This is a genomic window from Chitinophaga oryzae, from assembly GCF_012516375.2.
GTDB lineage: Bacteria > Bacteroidota > Bacteroidia > Chitinophagales > Chitinophagaceae > Chitinophaga > Chitinophaga oryzae.
Genome location: NZ_CP051204.2, coordinates 2,078,683 through 2,098,043, shown reverse-complemented (window position 1 = coordinate 2,098,043; position 19,361 = coordinate 2,078,683). Strand labels below are relative to the sequence as shown.

The 19,361-nt window shown below is 47.1% G+C and carries 14 protein-coding genes and 1 tRNA gene; 12 read left to right on the top strand and 3 right to left on the bottom strand.

Annotation, left to right across the window (positions count from 1 at the left end; translation table 11 throughout):
- Window positions 1-3: 3 nt before the first annotated feature.
- Together HF324_RS08720 and HF324_RS08715 are read right to left on the bottom strand one after the other, a co-directional pair.
- Window positions 4-900, bottom strand: coding sequence for an SDR family oxidoreductase (locus HF324_RS08720; protein ID WP_168811489.1), 897 nt, complete (start codon window positions 898-900; stop codon window positions 4-6).
- Window positions 901-1,051: 151 nt separating this feature from the next.
- Complete coding sequence (locus tag HF324_RS08715) at window positions 1,052-3,106, bottom strand: prolyl oligopeptidase family serine peptidase (RefSeq protein ID WP_168862322.1); 2,055 nt, start codon at window positions 3,104-3,106, stop codon at window positions 1,052-1,054.
- 200 nt (window positions 3,107-3,306) lie between these two features.
- On the opposite strand from HF324_RS08715, the gene pfkA reads away from it, so the two are divergent.
- Both pfkA and pyk read left to right on the top strand, forming a co-directional pair.
- Window positions 3,307-4,287, top strand: a complete 981-nt coding sequence (gene pfkA / locus HF324_RS08710) for a 6-phosphofructokinase (protein ID WP_078672192.1) — start codon at window positions 3,307-3,309, stop codon at window positions 4,285-4,287.
- 12 nt (window positions 4,288-4,299) lie between these two features.
- Complete coding sequence (pyk, locus tag HF324_RS08705) at window positions 4,300-5,790, top strand: pyruvate kinase (RefSeq protein WP_168811485.1); 1,491 nt, start codon at window positions 4,300-4,302, stop codon at window positions 5,788-5,790.
- A 95-nt stretch (window positions 5,791-5,885) separates the two neighbouring features.
- On the opposite strand, the gene HF324_RS08700 is transcribed toward pyk, so the two are convergent.
- Window positions 5,886-7,043 carry an MFS transporter gene (locus HF324_RS08700; protein ID WP_168811483.1) on the bottom strand — a complete coding sequence of 386 codons (1,158 nt, stop codon included), beginning with the start codon at window positions 7,041-7,043 and terminating at the stop codon, window positions 5,886-5,888.
- A 123-nt stretch (window positions 7,044-7,166) separates the two neighbouring features.
- Between HF324_RS08700 and HF324_RS08695 the strand changes: the two genes are divergently transcribed.
- From HF324_RS08695 to HF324_RS08650, 10 genes are all read left to right on the top strand, one after another.
- The gene (locus HF324_RS08695; protein WP_168862321.1) at window positions 7,167-8,522 is read left to right on the top strand and encodes an NAD-dependent succinate-semialdehyde dehydrogenase; all 1,356 of its coding nucleotides are present in this window, start codon (window positions 7,167-7,169) and stop codon (window positions 8,520-8,522) included.
- Window positions 8,523-8,654: 132 nt separating this feature from the next.
- Window positions 8,655-9,614: a type I pantothenate kinase gene (coaA, locus tag HF324_RS08690; RefSeq protein WP_168811480.1), complete on the top strand. Its 960-nt coding sequence runs from the start codon at window positions 8,655-8,657 to the stop codon at window positions 9,612-9,614.
- A gap of 93 nt (window positions 9,615-9,707) precedes the next feature.
- The gene (locus tag HF324_RS08685) at window positions 9,708-10,442 is read left to right on the top strand and encodes an MBL fold metallo-hydrolase (protein WP_168862320.1); all 735 of its coding nucleotides are present in this window, start codon (window positions 9,708-9,710) and stop codon (window positions 10,440-10,442) included.
- 60 nt (window positions 10,443-10,502) lie between these two features.
- Window positions 10,503-10,575, top strand: a tRNA-Lys gene (locus tag HF324_RS08680).
- A gap of 252 nt (window positions 10,576-10,827) precedes the next feature.
- Window positions 10,828-12,090, top strand: coding sequence for a site-specific integrase (locus HF324_RS08675; protein WP_168862319.1), 1,263 nt, complete (start codon window positions 10,828-10,830; stop codon window positions 12,088-12,090).
- Window positions 12,091-12,471: 381 nt separating this feature from the next.
- Entirely contained in the window at window positions 12,472-12,996 is a 525-nt protein-coding gene (locus HF324_RS08670; RefSeq protein WP_168862318.1) for a hypothetical protein, read from the top strand.
- Window positions 12,997-13,443: 447 nt separating this feature from the next.
- Window positions 13,444-14,985, top strand: coding sequence for an SAVED domain-containing protein (locus HF324_RS08665; protein WP_168862317.1), 1,542 nt, complete (start codon window positions 13,444-13,446; stop codon window positions 14,983-14,985).
- 2 nt (window positions 14,986-14,987) lie between these two features.
- A complete protein-coding gene (locus HF324_RS08660) occupies window positions 14,988-16,151 on the top strand; it encodes an SMODS domain-containing nucleotidyltransferase (RefSeq protein WP_168862316.1) in 1,164 nt (387 codons plus the stop codon).
- The gene (locus HF324_RS08655) at window positions 16,148-17,950 is read left to right on the top strand and encodes a HesA/MoeB/ThiF family protein (RefSeq protein WP_168862315.1); all 1,803 of its coding nucleotides are present in this window, start codon (window positions 16,148-16,150) and stop codon (window positions 17,948-17,950) included. The genes HF324_RS08660 and HF324_RS08655 overlap by 4 nt, the downstream gene beginning before the upstream one ends.
- Window positions 17,940-18,437, top strand: a complete 498-nt coding sequence (locus HF324_RS08650; protein ID WP_168862314.1) for a M67 family metallopeptidase — start codon at window positions 17,940-17,942, stop codon at window positions 18,435-18,437. The genes HF324_RS08655 and HF324_RS08650 overlap by 11 nt, the downstream gene beginning before the upstream one ends.
- Window positions 18,438-19,361: the final 924 nt, after the last annotated feature.

Here is a 19,361-nt window from a genome sequence, read left to right as displayed (position 1 = left end):
TGCTTATCTGATTTCAGCGGCCACGATATCCAGTCCTTCCGCGAAAGAATGCGGCTGATACCCCAGTTCGCGGACTGCCTTGTCTATGACCAGGCCGGTTTTGGCCGGACGGGCGGCAGGCTGGGAAAGGCTTCTGGAGCTGATCTTTTCGATCAGGCTGGTATCCAGCTGGAAGTATTCCGCTGTTTTAAGGGCCATATCATAGGGTGTCAGCACTTCACTGCCGGAGATATTGAACATGCCGGTAGCTTTCTTTTCCGCCAGTAACAGGCATCCTGTCGCCAGGTCCTGGCACAGGGTAGGCGTACGCCACTGGTCGTCTACCACTTTTATCTTTTTACCCTGCTGGAGATTATTTTTCACCCATGTGATCATATTGCTGCGATGCGGATCGTTGGAAACGCCGTATACCAGCACGGTACGCACGATGGCCCATGACAGCTTGCTGTTACGCACCAGCCGTTCTGCCGCCACTTTGCTGGTACCATAATAATTGATGGGATTGACCGGCGCTTCTTCGTCATAAGGGCCGTTAAGGCCATCAAATACAAAGTCGGTCGAGAGGAAAATAAAGGAGGCGTTTATTTTTTCAGCCGCGTTCACGAGGTAGCGCGTGGCGCCGACGTTCGTATCCCAGCAGGCGTCTTTGTTTTTCTCGCAATCGTCCACCTGGGACATGGCCCCGCTGTGGATGATCAGGTCGGGTTGATGTTTTTGTACCAGCTGCTGTACGCTGCCGGCATCCCGCAGGTTTACCGCTTCATAAATGTAATGGTCACGTTGAGGAGAACGGTTAGCACCTCTGCCGGTGGCTATTACATCGTATGTCTTGTTTTGAACGAATACCGGAATCAGGTGTTGACCCAGCAGTCCATTGCTACCTGTAATTAATACCTTCATAATGCCATATTAGTACGCTGTCTTTAAAGATAAGAAAACAATTACGAATTACGAATTACGAATTACGAATTGAGGGCTGTTTATTAAGCGGTCACTTATTAACCTTTCCGTGAGCGGGTCTTCAATTCGTAATTCGTAATTCGTAATTGTTTTACATCCCCAGGTTATACATGGTGAAAGACCATATGTCCGTCGCCTCGTCGATCAGTTTGGACGTGGGTTTTCCTGCGCCATGTCCCGCCTGCGTTTCGATGCGGATCAGCACCGGGTTGGGACCGGCGTTGCAGGCCTGCAGGGTGGCGGCAAACTTAAAGGAGTGGGCCGGCACTACACGGTCGTCATGATCAGCTGTAGTTACCATGGTGGCCGGGTAAGAGACGCCCGGTTTCAGGTTGTGCAGCGGAGAGTATTTCAGCAGGTATTTAAAATCCTCCGCGTTGTCGCTGCTGCCATATTCCACCGCCCAGGCCCAGCCGATGGTGAATTTCTGGAAGCGCAGCATGTCCATTACGCCTACCGCCGGCAGCGCTACTTTGAAGAGGTCGGGGCGTTGCGTCATGCAGGCGCCTACCAGCAGGCCGCCGTTGGAACCGCCGCGGATCGCTATTTTGGAAGGATTGGTATACTTTGTTTTCACCAGGTATTCAGCGGCGCCGATGAAGTCGTCGAACACATTTTGTTTCTTTTCCTTCATACCGGCTTTGTGCCATGCTTCGCCGTATTCGCTGCCACCGCGCAGTGCTACCACTGCATAGGTGCCGCCCTGTTCCATGAAGTACAGGTTAGACACGCTGAAACCGGGTGTCTGTGCGATGTTGAAACCACCGTAGCCGTAGATCAGCACGGGGTTGTTGCCGTTGTTCTTCATGCCTTTTTTGGAAGACAGGAACATCGGCACTTTGGTGCCGTCTTTACTGGTGAAGAAAACCTGTCTGGTTTCATATTCGTCGGGATTGAATTTCACCGCCGCTTTGTTGAACAGGGAAGTTTTACCGGATTTGATATCATAGCGGTAGATGGTGGGCGGCGCTACAAAAGAGGTGTAGGTGTAGAACAGCTCCTGGTCTTCCTTTTTACCGTCGAAGCCACCGGCGGTACCGATGCCGGGCAGTTTAACCTCGTGTTCCAGGCGGCCGGTATAATCATATTGGTATACACGGGTAGAAGCGTCTTTCAGGTAAGAGAGGAACAGTTTACCGCCGGCATTGCCTACGTTCTGCAGCACCTCTTTTTTCTCCGGCACGACCACTTTCCAGTTGGCTTCCGCGGGGTTGGCCGGATCTACCAGGACTATCTTATAATTAGGCGCCTGATGATTGGTGAGCACCAGCAGCTTCCCGCCGTCGTTGTCAATAACAGACGGTTCGTGAGAGAAACCTTTCACCAGCAGGGAGAAATCCTTCTGTTCCGGGTTTTGCATATCGCGGAACCACACTTCTCTGCCGGAGGTACCTTCCGTGGTGGAGAGGATGAGGAAACGTTCATCTTCCGTTACGCTCACGGTAGCGTTGCGGAGCGGATGGTCCTTATCCACATAGATCAGTTCATCCTGTTCCTGGGGCTGACCGATTTTATGAAAATATACTTTCTGGAATTCGTTCTTTTTGGACAGTTTGCTTTGTTCGTCCGGTTTGTCGTACCGGCTATAGTAGAAACCGTCGCCTCTCCAGCTGATACCGCTGAATTTGATCCACTCCAGTTTATCGGAGAGCAGCTGGCGGGTAGCTACGTCCATCACATAACCTTCCTGCCAGTCGGACCCTGCTTTAGCGATGAGGTAGGCCGCGTATTTGCCGTCTTTGGAGAAAGAGAGGGTGCCCAGGGCGGTGGTGCCGGCGGCTGACAGTTTGTTAGGATCTATAAATACTTCCGGGGTACCGTCGGGCGTGGCGCTGCGGTACAGTACGGATTGGTTCTGGAGGCCGTCGTTTTTAAAGAAGTAATAATAGTTGCCGTGTTTGACAGGGGCGCCTGTTTTAGGGTAGTTCCAGAGCTCTTCCAGTCTTTTTTTAACGGAAGACCGGAAAGGGATGGTAGCGAGGTAGTCCCGGGTGACCTTGTTTTCGGCGTCTACCCAGGCTTTTGTTTCGGCGCTGTGGTCGTCTTCGAGCCAGCGATAGGGATCAGGGACAGGAGTTCCGTGGTAATTATCTACAGTGTCTGTTTTTTTGGCAACCGGATATTGCCAGCTTTTTTGTTGTGCCATACCTTCCAAAGTCATTAAGCTCATGCCTAATATCAACCAACTCTTATTAGTCTTTTTCAACATGCCTATATTTTTTAAAAAAATTAGCTACTTTGTTTGATTAAAATTAAATATTTAGGTTAATTCATAAGATAACTGTTAGAAAACAATTGCAAAATGTTATTTTTGTGCGCCTTTAAGATATTTTTTTAGCAATTTATATGAAAAAATTGAACAACATTGCAGTCCTTACCTCCGGCGGAGACGCCCCGGGCATGAACGCAGCCGTTCGTGCGGTGGTAAGAACGGGCATTTATCATCAGCTGAATGTGTTCGGCGTTATGTATGGATATAGGGGAATTTTGAAGAATGAGATTTTCCCGATGGAGTCCAAATCAGTTGCCAACATCATTCAACGCGGAGGCACCATCTTAAAGACCGCCCGGTGCAAAGAGTTCTATGAATATGAAGGGCGAAAAAAAGCTTACGAGAATCTGAAGAAGCACAACATTGACGGGCTGGTAGTGATCGGAGGAGACGGATCGTTCAATGGGGCGCAGAAATTCAGCCAGGAATTTGACATTCCGTGTATAGGCTTGCCTGGTACTATTGACAAGGACATTGCGGGAACTGACTTCACCATTGGCTTTGACACAGCGGTTAACACTGCGATCGAGGCCATCGACAAAATCAGGGACACTGCAGACGCGCATGACCGGCTGTTTGTGATCGAGGTAATGGGCCGTGACGCCGGTTACATCGCATTGCACAGCGGTATCGCCACTGGTGCCGAGCATATTATGATGCCGGAACGCAAAACCGAATTACACGACATTATCGAAGAATTGCAGGCCAACGAGCGCCGCAAAAAACTGGTTAATCTGATCGTGGTAGCCGAAGGGGATGAAACCGGAGGCGCCAATGAAGTAGCACGCCGTATTAAAGAAAGTTGTCCGCAACTGGATACCAGAGTATGTATCCTCGGACATATCCAAAGGGGAGGTTCTCCCACCTGTACCGACCGTATCCTGGCCAGCCGTATGGGCTACGCCGCTGTAGACGCCCTCCTCGAAGGTATTCACAATGTGATGATCGGGATCGTAAACGACAAGATCCATTATACCCCCCTGGATAAAGCCGTTAAAGCAAAACAGGAAATTGACCCCGAATGGTTTAAGATTGTTAAAATTCTTGCGAGTTAAAAAATAAGACTTATGAGTACAAAGGATCTATCGAAATACTATCACAAGCAGATGGACAACGCTGCCGGCAGAGCACACTCTTCCCGCAAAACGAAAATCGTGGCCACTGTTGGCCCGGCCTGTGATACCTATGAACAGCTGCTGGCACTGGTGAAAGCGGGCGTGAACGTATTCCGCCTCAATTTCTCCCACGGCTCGCATGAAGATAAACTGCGGATCATCGAATACATCCGCCAGATCAACAAAACCGAACCTTACAACGTAGCCATGCTCGGAGACCTCCAGGGACCGAAACTCCGCGTAGGTGAAATTGAAAATAACGCCCTGCCGCTGAAGAAAGGCGATATCCTCACCTTTGTGAACGAAAAAGTGGTGGGCAACATGGAGAAAATCTATGTTTCTTATCCCGACCTGTATAAAGATCTTCGCATTGGCCAGAAAATCCTGCTGGACGACGGTAAAATTGAAACCATCGTAAAAGAGCTGCTGCCTGCTACCGGAGAAATCAAAGCAGAAGTAAGCCTGCCCGGTGTACTGTCTTCCAAAAAAGGTTTTAACCTGCCTGACACCAAGGTGTCACTGCCTGCGCTGACAGAAAAGGACATCGTGGACCTGGAATTCATTATTGACCAGGAACTGGACTGGGTGGCCCTGTCATTCGTACGCAGCGTAAAAGACCTGGCTGACCTGCGCAAGCGCCTGGAAGCAAGGAACTCCAAGATCAAAGTGATCTCCAAGATCGAAAAACCGGAAGCGATCCAGAACCTGAAAGAAATCATCTGGGAAAGTGACGGCGTGATGATTGCCCGTGGCGACCTCGGCGTGGAACTGCCGGTAGAGCAGATCCCGATGATCCAGAAAGATATTATCCGTAAATGTATCCACCGTGCGAAGCCTGTGATCGTGGCTACGCAGATGATGGAAAGCATGATAGACCGCACCCGCCCGAACCGTTCCGAAATCACCGACGTGGCCAACGCCGTTCTGGAAGGCTCCGACGCCGTGATGCTCAGCGGTGAAACCGCTACCGGTCAGTTCCCGGAACTGGTGATCCAGACCATGAACAAAATCATCATGGAAGTGGAAAAAGAAGCGATCATTTACAACCGTAACCTGATCCCTCACCGCCACTCTCCTACTTTCCTCAGCGACGCCCTCTGCTACAACGCTTGTAAAATAGCGGAAGACCTGGATGCAGACGCCCTCATCGGCATGACCCAAAGCGGTTATACCGGCTTTATGCTGAGCAGCTACCGTCCGCGCTCTCCGCTGTATGTATTCACCAAAGAAAGAACGCTGGTGAACCAGCTAAGCCTCAGCTGGGGAGTACGCGCCTTCTACTATGAAGAAGAGGAAAGCCTCGATGATATCGTATTCGATCAGATCAACATCCTGAAAGAAAGAGGTTTCATCAAAGTGGGCGACGTGGCCGTGAACACCGGCAGCACACCGGTGAAACTGCACCTGCCGACCAACATGCTGAAAATCACGCGCGTTGAATAGTTAACAAGATTATCCACAGCGATATAATACAACTAAAAAGCCCGGAGCGAACTGCTTCGGGCTTTTTAGTTGTATTACTTCCTGTTACAGGGAGTTTATTTCTTTTTATAGGTAGCCAGGTAGATCGCCAGCGCTGCGAGTATTAACAGCGTGCCTGCAATACATACGCCGTTCCATTTACCGATAGACCATACCCACAGCCCTATCCCCGAGCCGAGGGAAGTACCGATGAAGCTGGTCGTCATAAACACCGTGTTCAACCGGTTCCGCGCTTCCGGCACCAGTGCGTATATGCGTGTCTGATTGGATACGTGGATACCCTGTAAGCCCAGGTCTATCGCGATGATACCAATGATGATCCCGATGATGTTTGCCTGGAAGACATAAAACATTGCATAGCCCGCCAGCAGGAAGATGATACCATATCCGATGGCGATGCGGGGGTTCTTTTTATCCGCAATACGTCCGATCAGCGGTGCGCCCAGTGCGCCGGCAGCGGCAGCGAGGCCCATGAGGCCTATCTGTTCGCTCGTATACCCGAAGGGTTGTTCAGACAACAGGAACACGACGGTGGTCCAGAACATGCCGAACATCGCAAAACAGCAGGCGTTGATAGCGGATGCTTCGCGCAGCATCGGCTGCTCTTTTGCCAGTGTGAACAGGGATTTCATCAGATCGCCGTAACTACCGGCGAACTGCGGTTTGCTTTGCGGAAAAGAGAAGATCATGATGACCACCAGCATTGCGCTGATACCTGCTGCGATGAAGAACATAGCGCGCCAGCCCCAGTGGTGCCCTACCACCCCGCTCAGTGTGCGGGACAGAAGGATACCCACCAGCAGTCCGCTCATAATGGTACCGATCACTTTTCCGCGGTTGGACGCATCTGTCAGGTGCGCCGCCAGCGGGAGGATGAGTTGTGGTACCACCGATGTGAAACCGATCAGCAGGCCGGTGATTTTCAACATCAGGATGTTTTGGGAGAAGCCTGCCGCTGCGAGGGCTGCCACCGCAGTGGCAGTCATGGCGATGATCTGTCCTTTACGCTCGAGCTTGTCACCCAGTGGTACGCAGAAGAGGAGCCCCAGCGCATAGCCTACCTGTGTAAGGAAAGTGACCTGCCCTGCATTGGCTTCAGATACGCCGAACTCCTGGCTCATCAGTACCAGCAGGGGCTGACTGTAATAAATATTAGCGACGATCAGGCCTGTACACAGGGCCATAATCATGATATTCCATTTGCTTAATGCCATAAAACCTGTCTTTTGAAGTTGCAAAGATACAGTTCTCCGTTCATCCCTGCCTGAAAGTCTGTTTAATATGAAATGGCTAAATTTGTGATTATTTCACTGCTTACGGGCAAAAAGGTTACAGCTATGTTTACAAGTATCAATCCGTTTACACAGAAGACCATTGCTGAATACACACCGCATACCAAAGCGGAAATTGAACAGAAGCTACAGACAGGAGAAAAGGCCTACCGTACGTTGTTGCAGGTACCGCTGGAACAGCGCCGGGAATGGATGATGCAGGTGGCCCGTTCACTGAAAGAGAACGTGGAAACCCATGCTACGCTGATTACGCAGGAGATGGGTAAAACGCTGAGGGAAGCCCGTGCAGAAGTGCTGAAATGTGCCTCCACCGCAGCGTACTTCGCCGAAAACATTGCTGCTATATTACAGCCGCGGCCTATACAGTCAGACGCCTATAAAAGTTACGTCAGTTATGAGCCGAAGGGCATCATCCTGGCGATCATGCCCTGGAACTTCCCCTACTGGCAGGTTTTCCGTTTTGCCATTCCCAATATACTGGCCGGCAACACCGGGTTACTGAAACATGCCAGCAACGTGAGCGGCTGTGCGCTGGCCATCGAAAAAGTGTTTATGGAATCCGGGTTTCCCGGGGGCACGTTCCAGTCGCTGCTCGTGTCTTCCAAAGACCTGGAGCCTATAGTGGCCGATCCGCGGGTACAGGGCGTTACGCTGACCGGCAGCACGCCTGCCGGCAAAAGCGTGGCCGCGCTGGCAGGTAAATACCTGAAGAAAACGGTGCTGGAGCTGGGGGGCAGCGATCCGTTCATCGTGCTGAAAGATGCCGACCTGGAAGCTGCTGCGCGGACCGCCGTACAGGGACGGATGCAGAATGCCGGCCAGTCCTGCATCGCTGCCAAACGCTGGATCGTGGAAAAAGAGATCGTGCCGGCGTTTACCGCGGAAGTACGCCGTCTGCTGGAGCACCTCCAGCAGGGCGACCCTATGCTGGAGAGCACCACTATGGGGCCGATGGCCCGTCCGGACCTGGCGGAGGAACTGGGCAAGCAGCTGCAGGACACCATCCGCCAGGGCGCCAAACTGGAATTGGGCGGCACCTATGAAGGATGTAACTTTGCCCCCACGCTGCTGACAGGTGTCACCAGCAATATGACCGCTTTCCGGGAAGAGACCTTCGGGCCGCTGGCGGTGATTATTGAAGCTGCCGACGAAGATGAAGCCATCGCGCTGGCCAACAAGACCGATTTCGGCCTTGGCGCCGCGCTCTGGACCAGCGACCTGGACAAAGCCGCCCGCCTGTCTTCACGGATAGAAAGCGGTAACGTGTTTATCAATGCCATGGTACGCTCAGACGCACGCCTGCCTTTCGGCGGCGTAAAACAATCGGGCTATGGCCGGGAGCTGTCACTGGAAGGCACACACGAATTTTTGAATATCAAGACTGTTTATATACAACAATAACATTGGATCATTTAAATATTTGGTTATCGGGTTATTTATGACGTGATCAGGGAGTCTTTCCTTACCTAAACAACCCTTTGTCCTTAATCAAATGGCTAAATACCGAAATATGCAAATAAATAAATCTGTAAAATGACCACGTCCCTTAAACGAGAACGATATACTCCCTATATCACTTTCTCCCGTGAGGAATGGGCAGAGACAAGCGGTGACGCGCTGCTCCAGCTGCAGGACTACTATGACCTGGAACAGCTCCACGGTATGAACGAACCGCTTACGCAGGAAGAAATCACCCAGATATACCTGCCGCTGGCCCATCTGCTCAACTTATACGTAAAATCATCACAGGCGCTGCATAAAGCCACCAGCAGCTTCCTTGGCAGCCAGGTGCTGAAAGTGCCTTATATCATCGGCATCGCCGGCAGCGTGGCCGTGGGCAAAAGCACCACCGCCCGCGTATTGCAACGGCTGTTGCAGGCATGGCCCGATCATCCGCGGGTGGACCTCGTCACTACCGACGGGTTCCTGTACCCCAACAAAACGCTGGAAGCCAATAATATCATGAACCGCAAAGGTTTCCCTGAAAGTTATGATATCAAAAGGCTGATCCATTTCCTGGCCGATGTGAAATCCGGTAAAGAACGTGTGGCAGCACCCCTCTACTCCCACCTGGAATACGATGTGCTCCCCGGTCAGCTACAGTGGATAGAACAACCCGACATCGTAATCGTGGAAGGCGTGAACGTGCTGCAGGTAAGACCACGCCAGCAACAGAAAGACCCGGCCATCTTCGTATCTGATTTCTTCGATTTCTCCATTTATGTAGATGCCGCAGAAAAAGATATCCGTAAGTGGTACATCTCCCGGTTTGAGTCTTTACGGGCCACCGCCTTTCAGAACCCCGAGTCTTTCTTCCACCGCTACGCCCACCTGTCGGATACCGCCACCGTGGAGCTGGCCACGCAGATATGGGACGACATCAACAAACCCAACCTGGAGCAGAACATCGCTCCTACCCGCTACCGCGCCAGCCTGATCCTCGAAAAAGGACATCACCACTTTGTGCAGTCGGTAAAACTGCGGAAGACGTAAACGTTTATTCATTAGCGTTATATGACAACCGGTCCGTGCTTAGCAGGCACGGACTATTTTTTGCGCTATATTTGTTACAAATCTTTCGCTGTCATGCATATTCATTTTCTCCGCCACGCTACCGTAGTGGTAGCATGGGGTACCCATAAAATACTGGTTGACCCGATGCTCAGCCACAAAGACGCGCTCGATACAGTACCCAACGCTGCCAATACCCGCCGCAATCCGCTCATCGACCTGCCGCTCAGTCATACCGAACTGGCAGCACTGCTGGACACCATCGATGCGGTCATCGTAACCCACCTGCACCGCGATCACTGGGATGTAGCCGCGCAACAACTGGTACCCAAACACCTGCCGCTGTTCTGTCAGCCGGAAGACACGGAAAAGCTCACCGCACAAGGCTTCCATAACCTGGTCCCTGTAGACACCTCCACCACCTGGGAAGGTATTCGTATATCCCGCACCGGTGGACAACACGGCACCGGCGACATCGGGAAACTGATGGCGCCCGTATCCGGCTTCGTGCTGGAAGAAGGTGCCGACCGCCTCTACATCGCCGGCGACACCATCTGGTGCGATGAAGTCAAAGCCGCAATGGACCAGTACCAACCCACCGACACCATCGTCAACGCCGGCGCCGCCCAATTCCTCACCGGCGATCCCATCACCATGACAGCAGAAGACGTGCTGCAGGTACTGCAACATCCCGCCAATACCCGCGTGACAGCAGTACACATGGAAGCTATCAACCACTGCTACCTGACCAAAGAAAAGCTGAAAGCCACTATCGGCGATAGCTTCGGGGATAGATTGATCGTTCCGTAAAAATATTTTTTTGGAAGTATGAAATAATTACATACCTTCGCGCTCCAATCAATTGAAAACGATTCCGTAGCTCAGTTGGTAGAGCAATACACTTTTAATGTATGGGCCCTGGGTTCGAGTCCCAGCGGGATCACTACAAGAATATCAAAGGAAATTAAAGCCGCTTGAATCGTAGGATTTAAGCGGCTTTTCTGTTTTTGAGATGAAAAGATAAATCATATCAAACGAATCTGAGAGGATACAAAAAAGGATACAGTAAAAAAACTAAGTTTACTGTATCCTTTTTTCTGGGAGATGCTTACCAGTAAAAGGTTTTAGGACTTGCAAACCGAAACAAAACAAACCAAACAAAACCAAAAATCGGTAACCTAAAACTTATTTGACTATGAAAGTAAGTCAAGATTTATCAATCCTCTTTCATCTCCGGTACAGTAACATGAACCCTGATGGCAAAGCAACCATCTGCGTCCGTATAACAGTTACGGGCTTTCCCCGGGATGGTTTTTCACTGGGCTATAAAGTTGACCCCGCGAAATTCAACAAAGAAGCCGGCATCTTTATGGGAAAGTCAGCAGAGGCCATTGAGATAAACAACCAGCTGCAACACGTCAGAGGTGAGCTACTCCGGCACTACAACCTGCTGAAGAAGCAGGGATCAACTGTTACTCCTACTATGATAAAAAACGCTTACCTGGGTGTTCATCAGGAAAAACAAACACTGCTGCAGGTCGTAGATTTTCATAACGGGAAGTTCAAAGAGAAGGTGGATAAGGGAAAGCGCGAAAACAGCACCTATAAAAAATGGCTCACTACAAAGGATAAGATCACAGCCTTTCTTTCCGGTGTCCTGAAAATGAAAGATATTCCGCTCGATAGCATTGAGTTTTCTTTCGCGGAAGATTTCTTCGATTATCTCACCCTTACAGAAGGTATCCAGGATAACACCGCTATGAAATACCTGAAGAACACCAAGCAGCTGTTAAAACTGGCGGTCCAGCGGAAATGGTTGCAGTGTAACCCCTTGCAGGATTATGTATGTTCCTATATCAACCCGGAGCGGGATATACTTACCGTGGCAGAACTCAGCAAACTATATCATAAAGAATTCTCCATTCCCCGCCTACAGGAAGCCAAAGACGCCTACGTATTTATGACACTTACCGGCTACGCCTATAAAGATGCGCAGCTGCTTACTCCTGACAGTATCACTAAATACTTCGATGGCGAAGATTGGATTGTGAAAAACAGGGAAAAGACCTGGTGCCGTGAAAACGTTCCTCTGTTGCCGTTGGCTAAAGAGATCCTGCGGAAGTACCGCGAACATCCGCATTGTGTTGCTAACAATGTACTGTTACCCATCAAAAGTAATCAGCGTTTTAACGGATACCTCAAAGAAATTGCGGACCTCTGCGGCATAGAAAAGAATCTTACCACCCATACTGCGCGGCATACCTTTGCCACCACGGTAACGCTGGCCAACGGTGTACCTCTGGAAACCGTGAGCGCCATGTTAGGGCATAAATCCATACGCACCACGCAGATATATGCGAAGATTGTAGCCAGCAAAGTGAGTGAAGACATGCTGGTATTGAAGAACCGGTTTAACCTCAAATTGCCGGAATCTATGCTGAGCAAGGCTGTGGCTTGAGTCTAACTTTATCAAGGCAGACAGGCTGAAAGGCACGTCTGCTTTGATATATAGCTAATCAATAATTTCTTAAAAGGCTATTTAAATGCTCAATAGTATATCGCTGTTTTTTAGTGCTATATCAATAATTATTATTTAAAATATGAAATTCAGCGAATCGGTATTATAAAACGGTGTATTTAGAGTATTTCGTTTATATTTTTTTAGAATTCCAAATTTTACCTGTTTAAAAATACTAATTTAACAAAATTTTATGCTTTTTTGACAATTTAGGTGTCGTCTAGACGATCAAGAAAGAATCGATAGAATAAAGAGAAACGAAAGAATAAATTTGGTTGGTGAAGCGAGCGGATGTATATTTGCAGTATTAAAGTAATATCGATGGCAGTTAATATAGAAATAAAGGAAGCATATGTGAAGGATCTGATTGATTTCTATGTTGAAAAGCAAAGGCAGATTCGTATAGAAGTCAATAATCTGGAGGAGCAGCTGAAGGAGATCAGTGCTATTATTATGCAGTTGAGACAATCGAGTCGTAGTACCAATGCTGAAATACCTTTGATAAAAGGAGATGAGGTATATTCGGAGAAATGGCCATGGGTGCGTAAAATTATGTTTGCGCTTAGGCAGGCAGACGCTCCGCTTTCGACTAAGCAAATAGTTGATTCATTATCAGAATATGAACCAGAGTTTATCAGTGATAGGAAAAGGGTCGTAGCCAGTGTATCATCAACTCTAAGCGTTAAGACTGATGAAGAGTTTGGTAGAGTCCAGAATGATAGCGGTGAGAACGCATACTACATCCTGAATGATGGTTTCGAGAATAAAAAGGGATTTGAAGACAAAAAACAAGAAGATTATGGAACAATTATATTTGGAGATGGGGATGATGATCTGCCTTTTTAAATAAAAAAACCACTTACAATCAGTTTTGGTCGACGGATGTAAGCGGTTTTAAGAGTTTTAAATAGCAGAACATTTAATTTTAAAAACACTGGGCTTTTTAGCTTCCTATTAAGGCACTTCTTAAGAGGGGGTTCTGTATTCTTTTGCAAAGGTAATAATAAATTATCTTAAAAACAAGATACAGCCCCAGCTTATTTAAAGACCCCAACGGCTTGCCATCATTGAATGGTTAAGATTGTTATTGTTGTTTTTGTTACGTTCTTTCAAAAACACAATTTTACTTTCTACTTCATAGCAATGATTAGAAACCCCAAAAAAATGATTCCCTGAAAATGCCAGATTTATTTGTTTGAATCTCACACACTCTTATTTAGAGGCATTTATTAACGTAGTGCATCAGACCTGTTTACAGGAGGATGCGATTAACACTTATTTTTTACAAACATTATGGCTGAAAATGTAATTGCAAGATTGCAGGGTGATCACTATCAGGCCCTGTTCTTCTGGAGTGAGGCAACAAAGTTACTTCGCCCCAATCAGTATGTCGAAAAAGTCACCTGGGAATCAAATACTACGGCTGGCTATGATGATGTGGTAACGCAATATGTGGCGCCGGGAAGAAGGTGCGATGATCTTCTTATCACAAAAGATCATTTTCAAATTAAACATCATGTCAGTCAGGCAAAAGCGTTTACATGTGCTGCTCTCATTGACCCTGATTTTATCGGTACCACGAAGGCAACTATTCTAAGTCGTCTTTATGATATTTATAAGCAGGACGATCAAATCGTCACAAACTCGCGATTTATTATCATCAATACCTGGGGAGTGGATACCAAAGATCCGCTGGGGGTGCTGATTGGCAGTGGTGGTGCCTTAAGAATGGAAATCCTCTTTGATGGGAAAAGTGATTCATCGAAGTTTGGTAAGATAAGGCGGGCATGGAGAGAACATTTACAAATTGAAACAGATGACGAGCTGAGGAAAGTACTTACTCCACTACGCATACGCCATTCCTACCCCGACATAGATCTGTTTTTAGATATGCTTTCAGAGAGGCTCGAATTAGCTAAACTGCAGCCCTTAACACCTGATCAAAGGAGTTTAGGTGGACTTGTAGAACTGATTCAACGATTGCATGCTGGAGGTCGGAAAGAGTTTACCAGAGATGAGCTTCAAAGGATTTGTGAGGAAGAGGGTATTGTATTAAGTGAAGTTATTACTGAAGATGTACATGTAATTGGTGTTCGTAGTTTTTACAAAGGAGCGCAGGAGCTACATCTTGAAGTACACGATATGCTATGTCTGTTAGACAAGTTTGTTGGAAGGTTTCCTGGCGAGAAAGTATCCTGGCCAGAAATATATGATGAAATACAGATGTTAGCACAGAAAGCTATCGATGCACGGAAGCCGGTCAAATTGCATCTGGATACCCACCTTTCACTGGCTTTCGGTATGGGGTATGTTTTAAACTCGAAATCCGGAGTTGTAGCATCGGTTGTACAAAAAACAGCTAATAAGAAATTGCTATGGTCTGTGGATTTGGATACCCTCCCTCAGCAGCCTAGTAATAATTGGGACTTTAGTACACATTTTCCTGAAAGCGGTGGAAATGATTTGACGGTATGCGTTAGTGTTACACACGATATTCTCCATGATGTACTGCAATTTGAACAAATGCAACAGTCACGACCTGGTACCATATTATCGGCGTTAATTAACCCTGCTCCGTCAGGAACGGTATTCAAAAGTGGTAACCATATTTATACTGCCGTACAGGAATTAATTGCAAGAATAAGGAGAGAAAAGCAATCATTGGGATCTGGTGCTACTGTTCGATTATACATGAGTGCTCCCGTAGCATTTGCATTCTTCTTTGGTCAACTGGCTGGTCCTTTGGGGAAAATTGTACTATTCGAATATGATTTTGAACAGACACGTGACGGTAGTTATCATCAAACAATCTCTTTACCAATTTTAAAACACTAATCATGAATATAAATTCTTACTTCGATGATTTCCTGGCGGAAATCAGATTAACACAAACCCAGAAAAATGATCTGAAAAAGGGCCATAAGACCTTACGTGACCGATTACAAGGTGACCCCGAATTATCCAAATACATCATTGCTACTTTTTTACAGGGAAGCTATCGCAGAGCTACAGCGATAAGGCCATTAGGAGAAAAGCGGGCGGACGTGGATGTAATTGTTGTTACAAACATAGATAAGGATAATGTTACGCCAGAAGAGGTTATTGACTTGTTTATACCTTTCATGGAAAAGTACTATAAAGGCAAATATCGCATACAGGGTAGATCGATTGGTATAGAGCTTTCGTATGTAGATCTGGACATTGTAATTACATCTGCCCCCTCCGAGGTAGAGGCAAAAGAAGTGTATCAGTCGAGAAGCGTTCAGTCTGAACTGATGCTCGAGGATTATACTACCCGTTATCCTTGGCGCTTAGTCAAAAATTATTTTGATCCTGCAGTAGATCAGTTTGGACGTGCTATTGGAGAGCTGAATAAAACTGCAAAAGATACACCTGAGTGGAAAACTGCTCCGCTTTGGATTCCCGATCGGGATGCAGCTCAATGGGTTGAAACCCATCCTCTGGAGCAAATTCGCTGGACCAATGAAAAAAATGCGGCGACAGGTGGGCATTATGTTAATGTTGTTAAAGCAATAAAATGGTTTCGGCTGGAGAAATTAACTGATATTAAACATCCAAAGGGTTACCCACTGGAACATATGGTCGGAGATTGCTGCCCAAGTAACATTGCTTCAGTTGCCGAAGGTGTGGTTAGGGTATTTGAGAATATCGTCAACAATTACCGCTTCGATAGAGCTCTTTCGAGTGTACCAGTATTGCCGGACAGGGGTGTCCCAAACCACAATGTATGGAAACGTATTAGTAAGGATGATTTTATTAAATTCTACGATCATATTAAAGACTATGCAGCTATTGCTCGTCAGGCATATGATGCAGATACTATTGAGGAGAAAGTAAAACTTTGGAAATCTATTTTTGGAGATAAATTTCCAGATCCTCCTCAAGGCAGTGATAGTAAAAGTGGTGCCAGTGGTTCATCTAGTGGTGGATTTACTCCCCGGACAGCACCTACTGCCATAGGAGGTGGCCGTTTCGGATGAGTAAAGATATACCATCTGTATTACGAGTGGCTCGCAGGAGATTGCTTGATATAGCAGAATATGAAATGCTTACAGACTTTGAGTGGCAGTCTAAAATGCAGCGTTGGTCGCTGCATTTTAGACTGAATATTTCCGATATTGATCATCCGCATATTGCTTCCACACAGGATTGGTATGCACTCGTGAGTGCCAGCTATCCAAGTGGCGATATTATCATTTGTCCTGCCATGAATAATGGCATTAGTGTAACATTCCCGCATCAAACCTTTAATGCCGAAAATAAGGACGTTCCTTGGCGTCAAGGTGTAGTGTGCGTTAATACAAGCATGAATAAATGGGGACGTAAAGAGTTGACAGATGAACCGACCGATGATGAGGATAAACTGGCCTGGCATATTCAACGCACTGTTGATTGGTTAAAAGCAGCCGCCGCGGACAAATTAGTACAGACGGGAGACCCATTCGAGTTACCTTGTTTACCTCCTACGCGGCGGAACGAAGTTATTGTTTTTAATGAAGGGACTGACACTCTGTCAAAGTGGAAGCAAATAACTCAAATATCTGGCATGGCAGAGTTGAAACCTATAGAAAACGAGTATTATGTCATTGAACGTTTTGGAAAAGAACAAGCCGAGTTGAACTATCAATGGGGGAAAGGTATTACCGATAAAAGAAGTTTGCCTGTGACTGCAATATGGGTGCGATTACAAGATCTCCCAATTACCTATCCATATCAGCTGCCACGAACATGGGGAGAACTTATCGAAATTGCCTCACAGCAGAGGATACCATTAATCCAGTTGTTGACAGAACAACTACAGAAATGTAAGTCTAATTATCCTACATTTATTCTATTAGGATTTCCTGTTGCCGCCAATTATGGCGGAGAAGATCACTCCCTGTACTGGATGGCATTGAAAATGCCTGAGTTGCCATCTGCAAAAGGATATCGGAATCGAAATTACATCAATGATCATCAACTGAAAAGTCTTTTCCATGTGGGCAGCCCACTAAAATGGTGCCTTACTCAAAATTGGCATAAGGATCAAATTTCAACTAGAGGGAAGTTGTCAAAATCGCTCGCAGAATCCAATATAGTTATGATTGGTGCTGGTGCAATTGGGTCTACATTATCGGAACTGCTAATAAGGTTGGGCGCTGATAAAATTACAATAGTTGACCGAGATATTTTAGACATTGGTAACTTATGCCGGCATGTTCTGTCGATGGCAGATGTAAGGCACGGTAAGGCATGCCGACTAGCTGAGCGACTTAATAATATTTCTCCTCATGTAACCGCGGAGTATCGCGGAAAGACGTTACAGGATGTTTTGCAGTATGAATCTTCCTTATTGTCTGGTGCAGATGTGATAATTGATACAACCGGAGATGATCAGGTAATACATTTATTATCAAATACTGTTGATTTGATTAATAAGCGCTTCATATCATTGTCTGTAGGACTAGAAGCTAAACGTCTTTACTGCTTTGGTGGAAAAGTGAATACTCTTGACGATTTCGCTACCAGCTTTTTCGCTAAGCATAGATCGTGGCTTACCAAAGATAAAGAGCAGGCTGCCTCCTTAACATTGCCTCGTGAAGGAATAGGTTGTTGGCATCCTGTTTTCCCTGCCAGATATGATGAAATTTTGACACTGCTAACCTCAATCGTAAAAGATATAGAGATATTCACCTCAGAAGATACAGGTATGCGTCTGATTGTAGCCGAACGCTTGTTTGATGAAATGGGGAATATGGTTGGCATTAATATTAATAGAACCGATTCGGATGGAATATAAGAGATTTAAAACTGCTGACGATCGCTTCCAGGTTGAGTTAGGGAGTAAGGTCCTTTCTCAAATACTCACCCAGGTTGCGATTTCCGGTAGATATGAAACCGGTGGTATACTGATTGGTCGCTATAGTGGCCGTTATGAGTATGCCCTAATAGAATCGGCAACAAAAGCACCACGAGATTCAAAACGGGGTTATACTTGGTTTAATCGTGGAGTACAGGGTTTACAGCGTCTGCTAAATATCCATTGGAACAAACAGCATTACTATTTAGGTGAGTGGCATTTGCACCCTTTTGCTAGTGCCATAGCTAGTGGCACGGACATCTCTCAAATGTTTGCTATTTCAAAGAATGTGAAATATCATTGCCCTGAACCAATTTTACTAATCGTTGGAGGGAATGCTGATGAGTATGAACTAAAGGTATATATTGCTGTTAACGGGAAAGAGTTTCTGGAACTCTTTCCCGTTAACAATACGGGTATTTCGTGATTTCCCACGGTTAGAAACAATTAAGATTAAGAGATACCCAATTAAATGATTTTTAAAATTTGTAGCTGAACTTTTATCCCAACAGGCTAACAGGCATCCAAATTACCGCAAGGCGATTACTTTCATTGCTGGAGGAAATTTATGTCACGAGGTATTGTACAAGAATTGTATAGTTGCCAACAAAGGTCGGTAAAACGATGTTTTTTTAGAACCAGTTAACTACACTTTGCCGAAATCCATGCTGAGTAAGGCAGGGACTGCGCTCCGTCCTGTCACCCTTTTCGCGCTCCCTCCGCCTTCGTTCGGGCAGCTCCCGGTCTGGCTAAGGGCTGTTTTTACAATAGGTGGTCTTTATGCCCGCCATCCCTTCGCTGCCCATTTTGTCCGCCCCCCGCCCGCCACCCCCGGCCTTTCATTTTTGATTTTGCCGTCCGCTGGCGCTCCCGGCCAGACATAGGTCGAAGGCGCGGCCTGCTGCGGCTCGCCCTCGCTTGGCCCCTCCGCTGCGCTTCGGGGCCTGCGCTCTGGCTACCACCGCAGCGGCCGGGGGTGGAAGGGCGGCGGGGGCGGGGCGACAGTAATACTATTTAGCCGGAGATTATAGCTACCCAACATTTGTACCCTGATCAGCAGTTGGGAGATATAAACGGATAGAATAAAGCGGAGATCATAATGGGACAGCATTTAAATGAAAAAAGAGAAAAAGAAGAAAGCAAAAATACCCAGCACCAGGTGGATCTAACAAAAGACTACGGCATAAAGCTCTAGAATATATTCTCAACCTCTTATCCTGCACCAGCGACATCAAGCCATCGGACGACATCACCCACGCATTTATTCCGTTTCCTTTTGTTAGATCCACCTGCGCTGGGTGCGAAGACTGCTTTCTTTTTTTTCCTTTTTTCTTTTAAAAGCTGCCCCCGG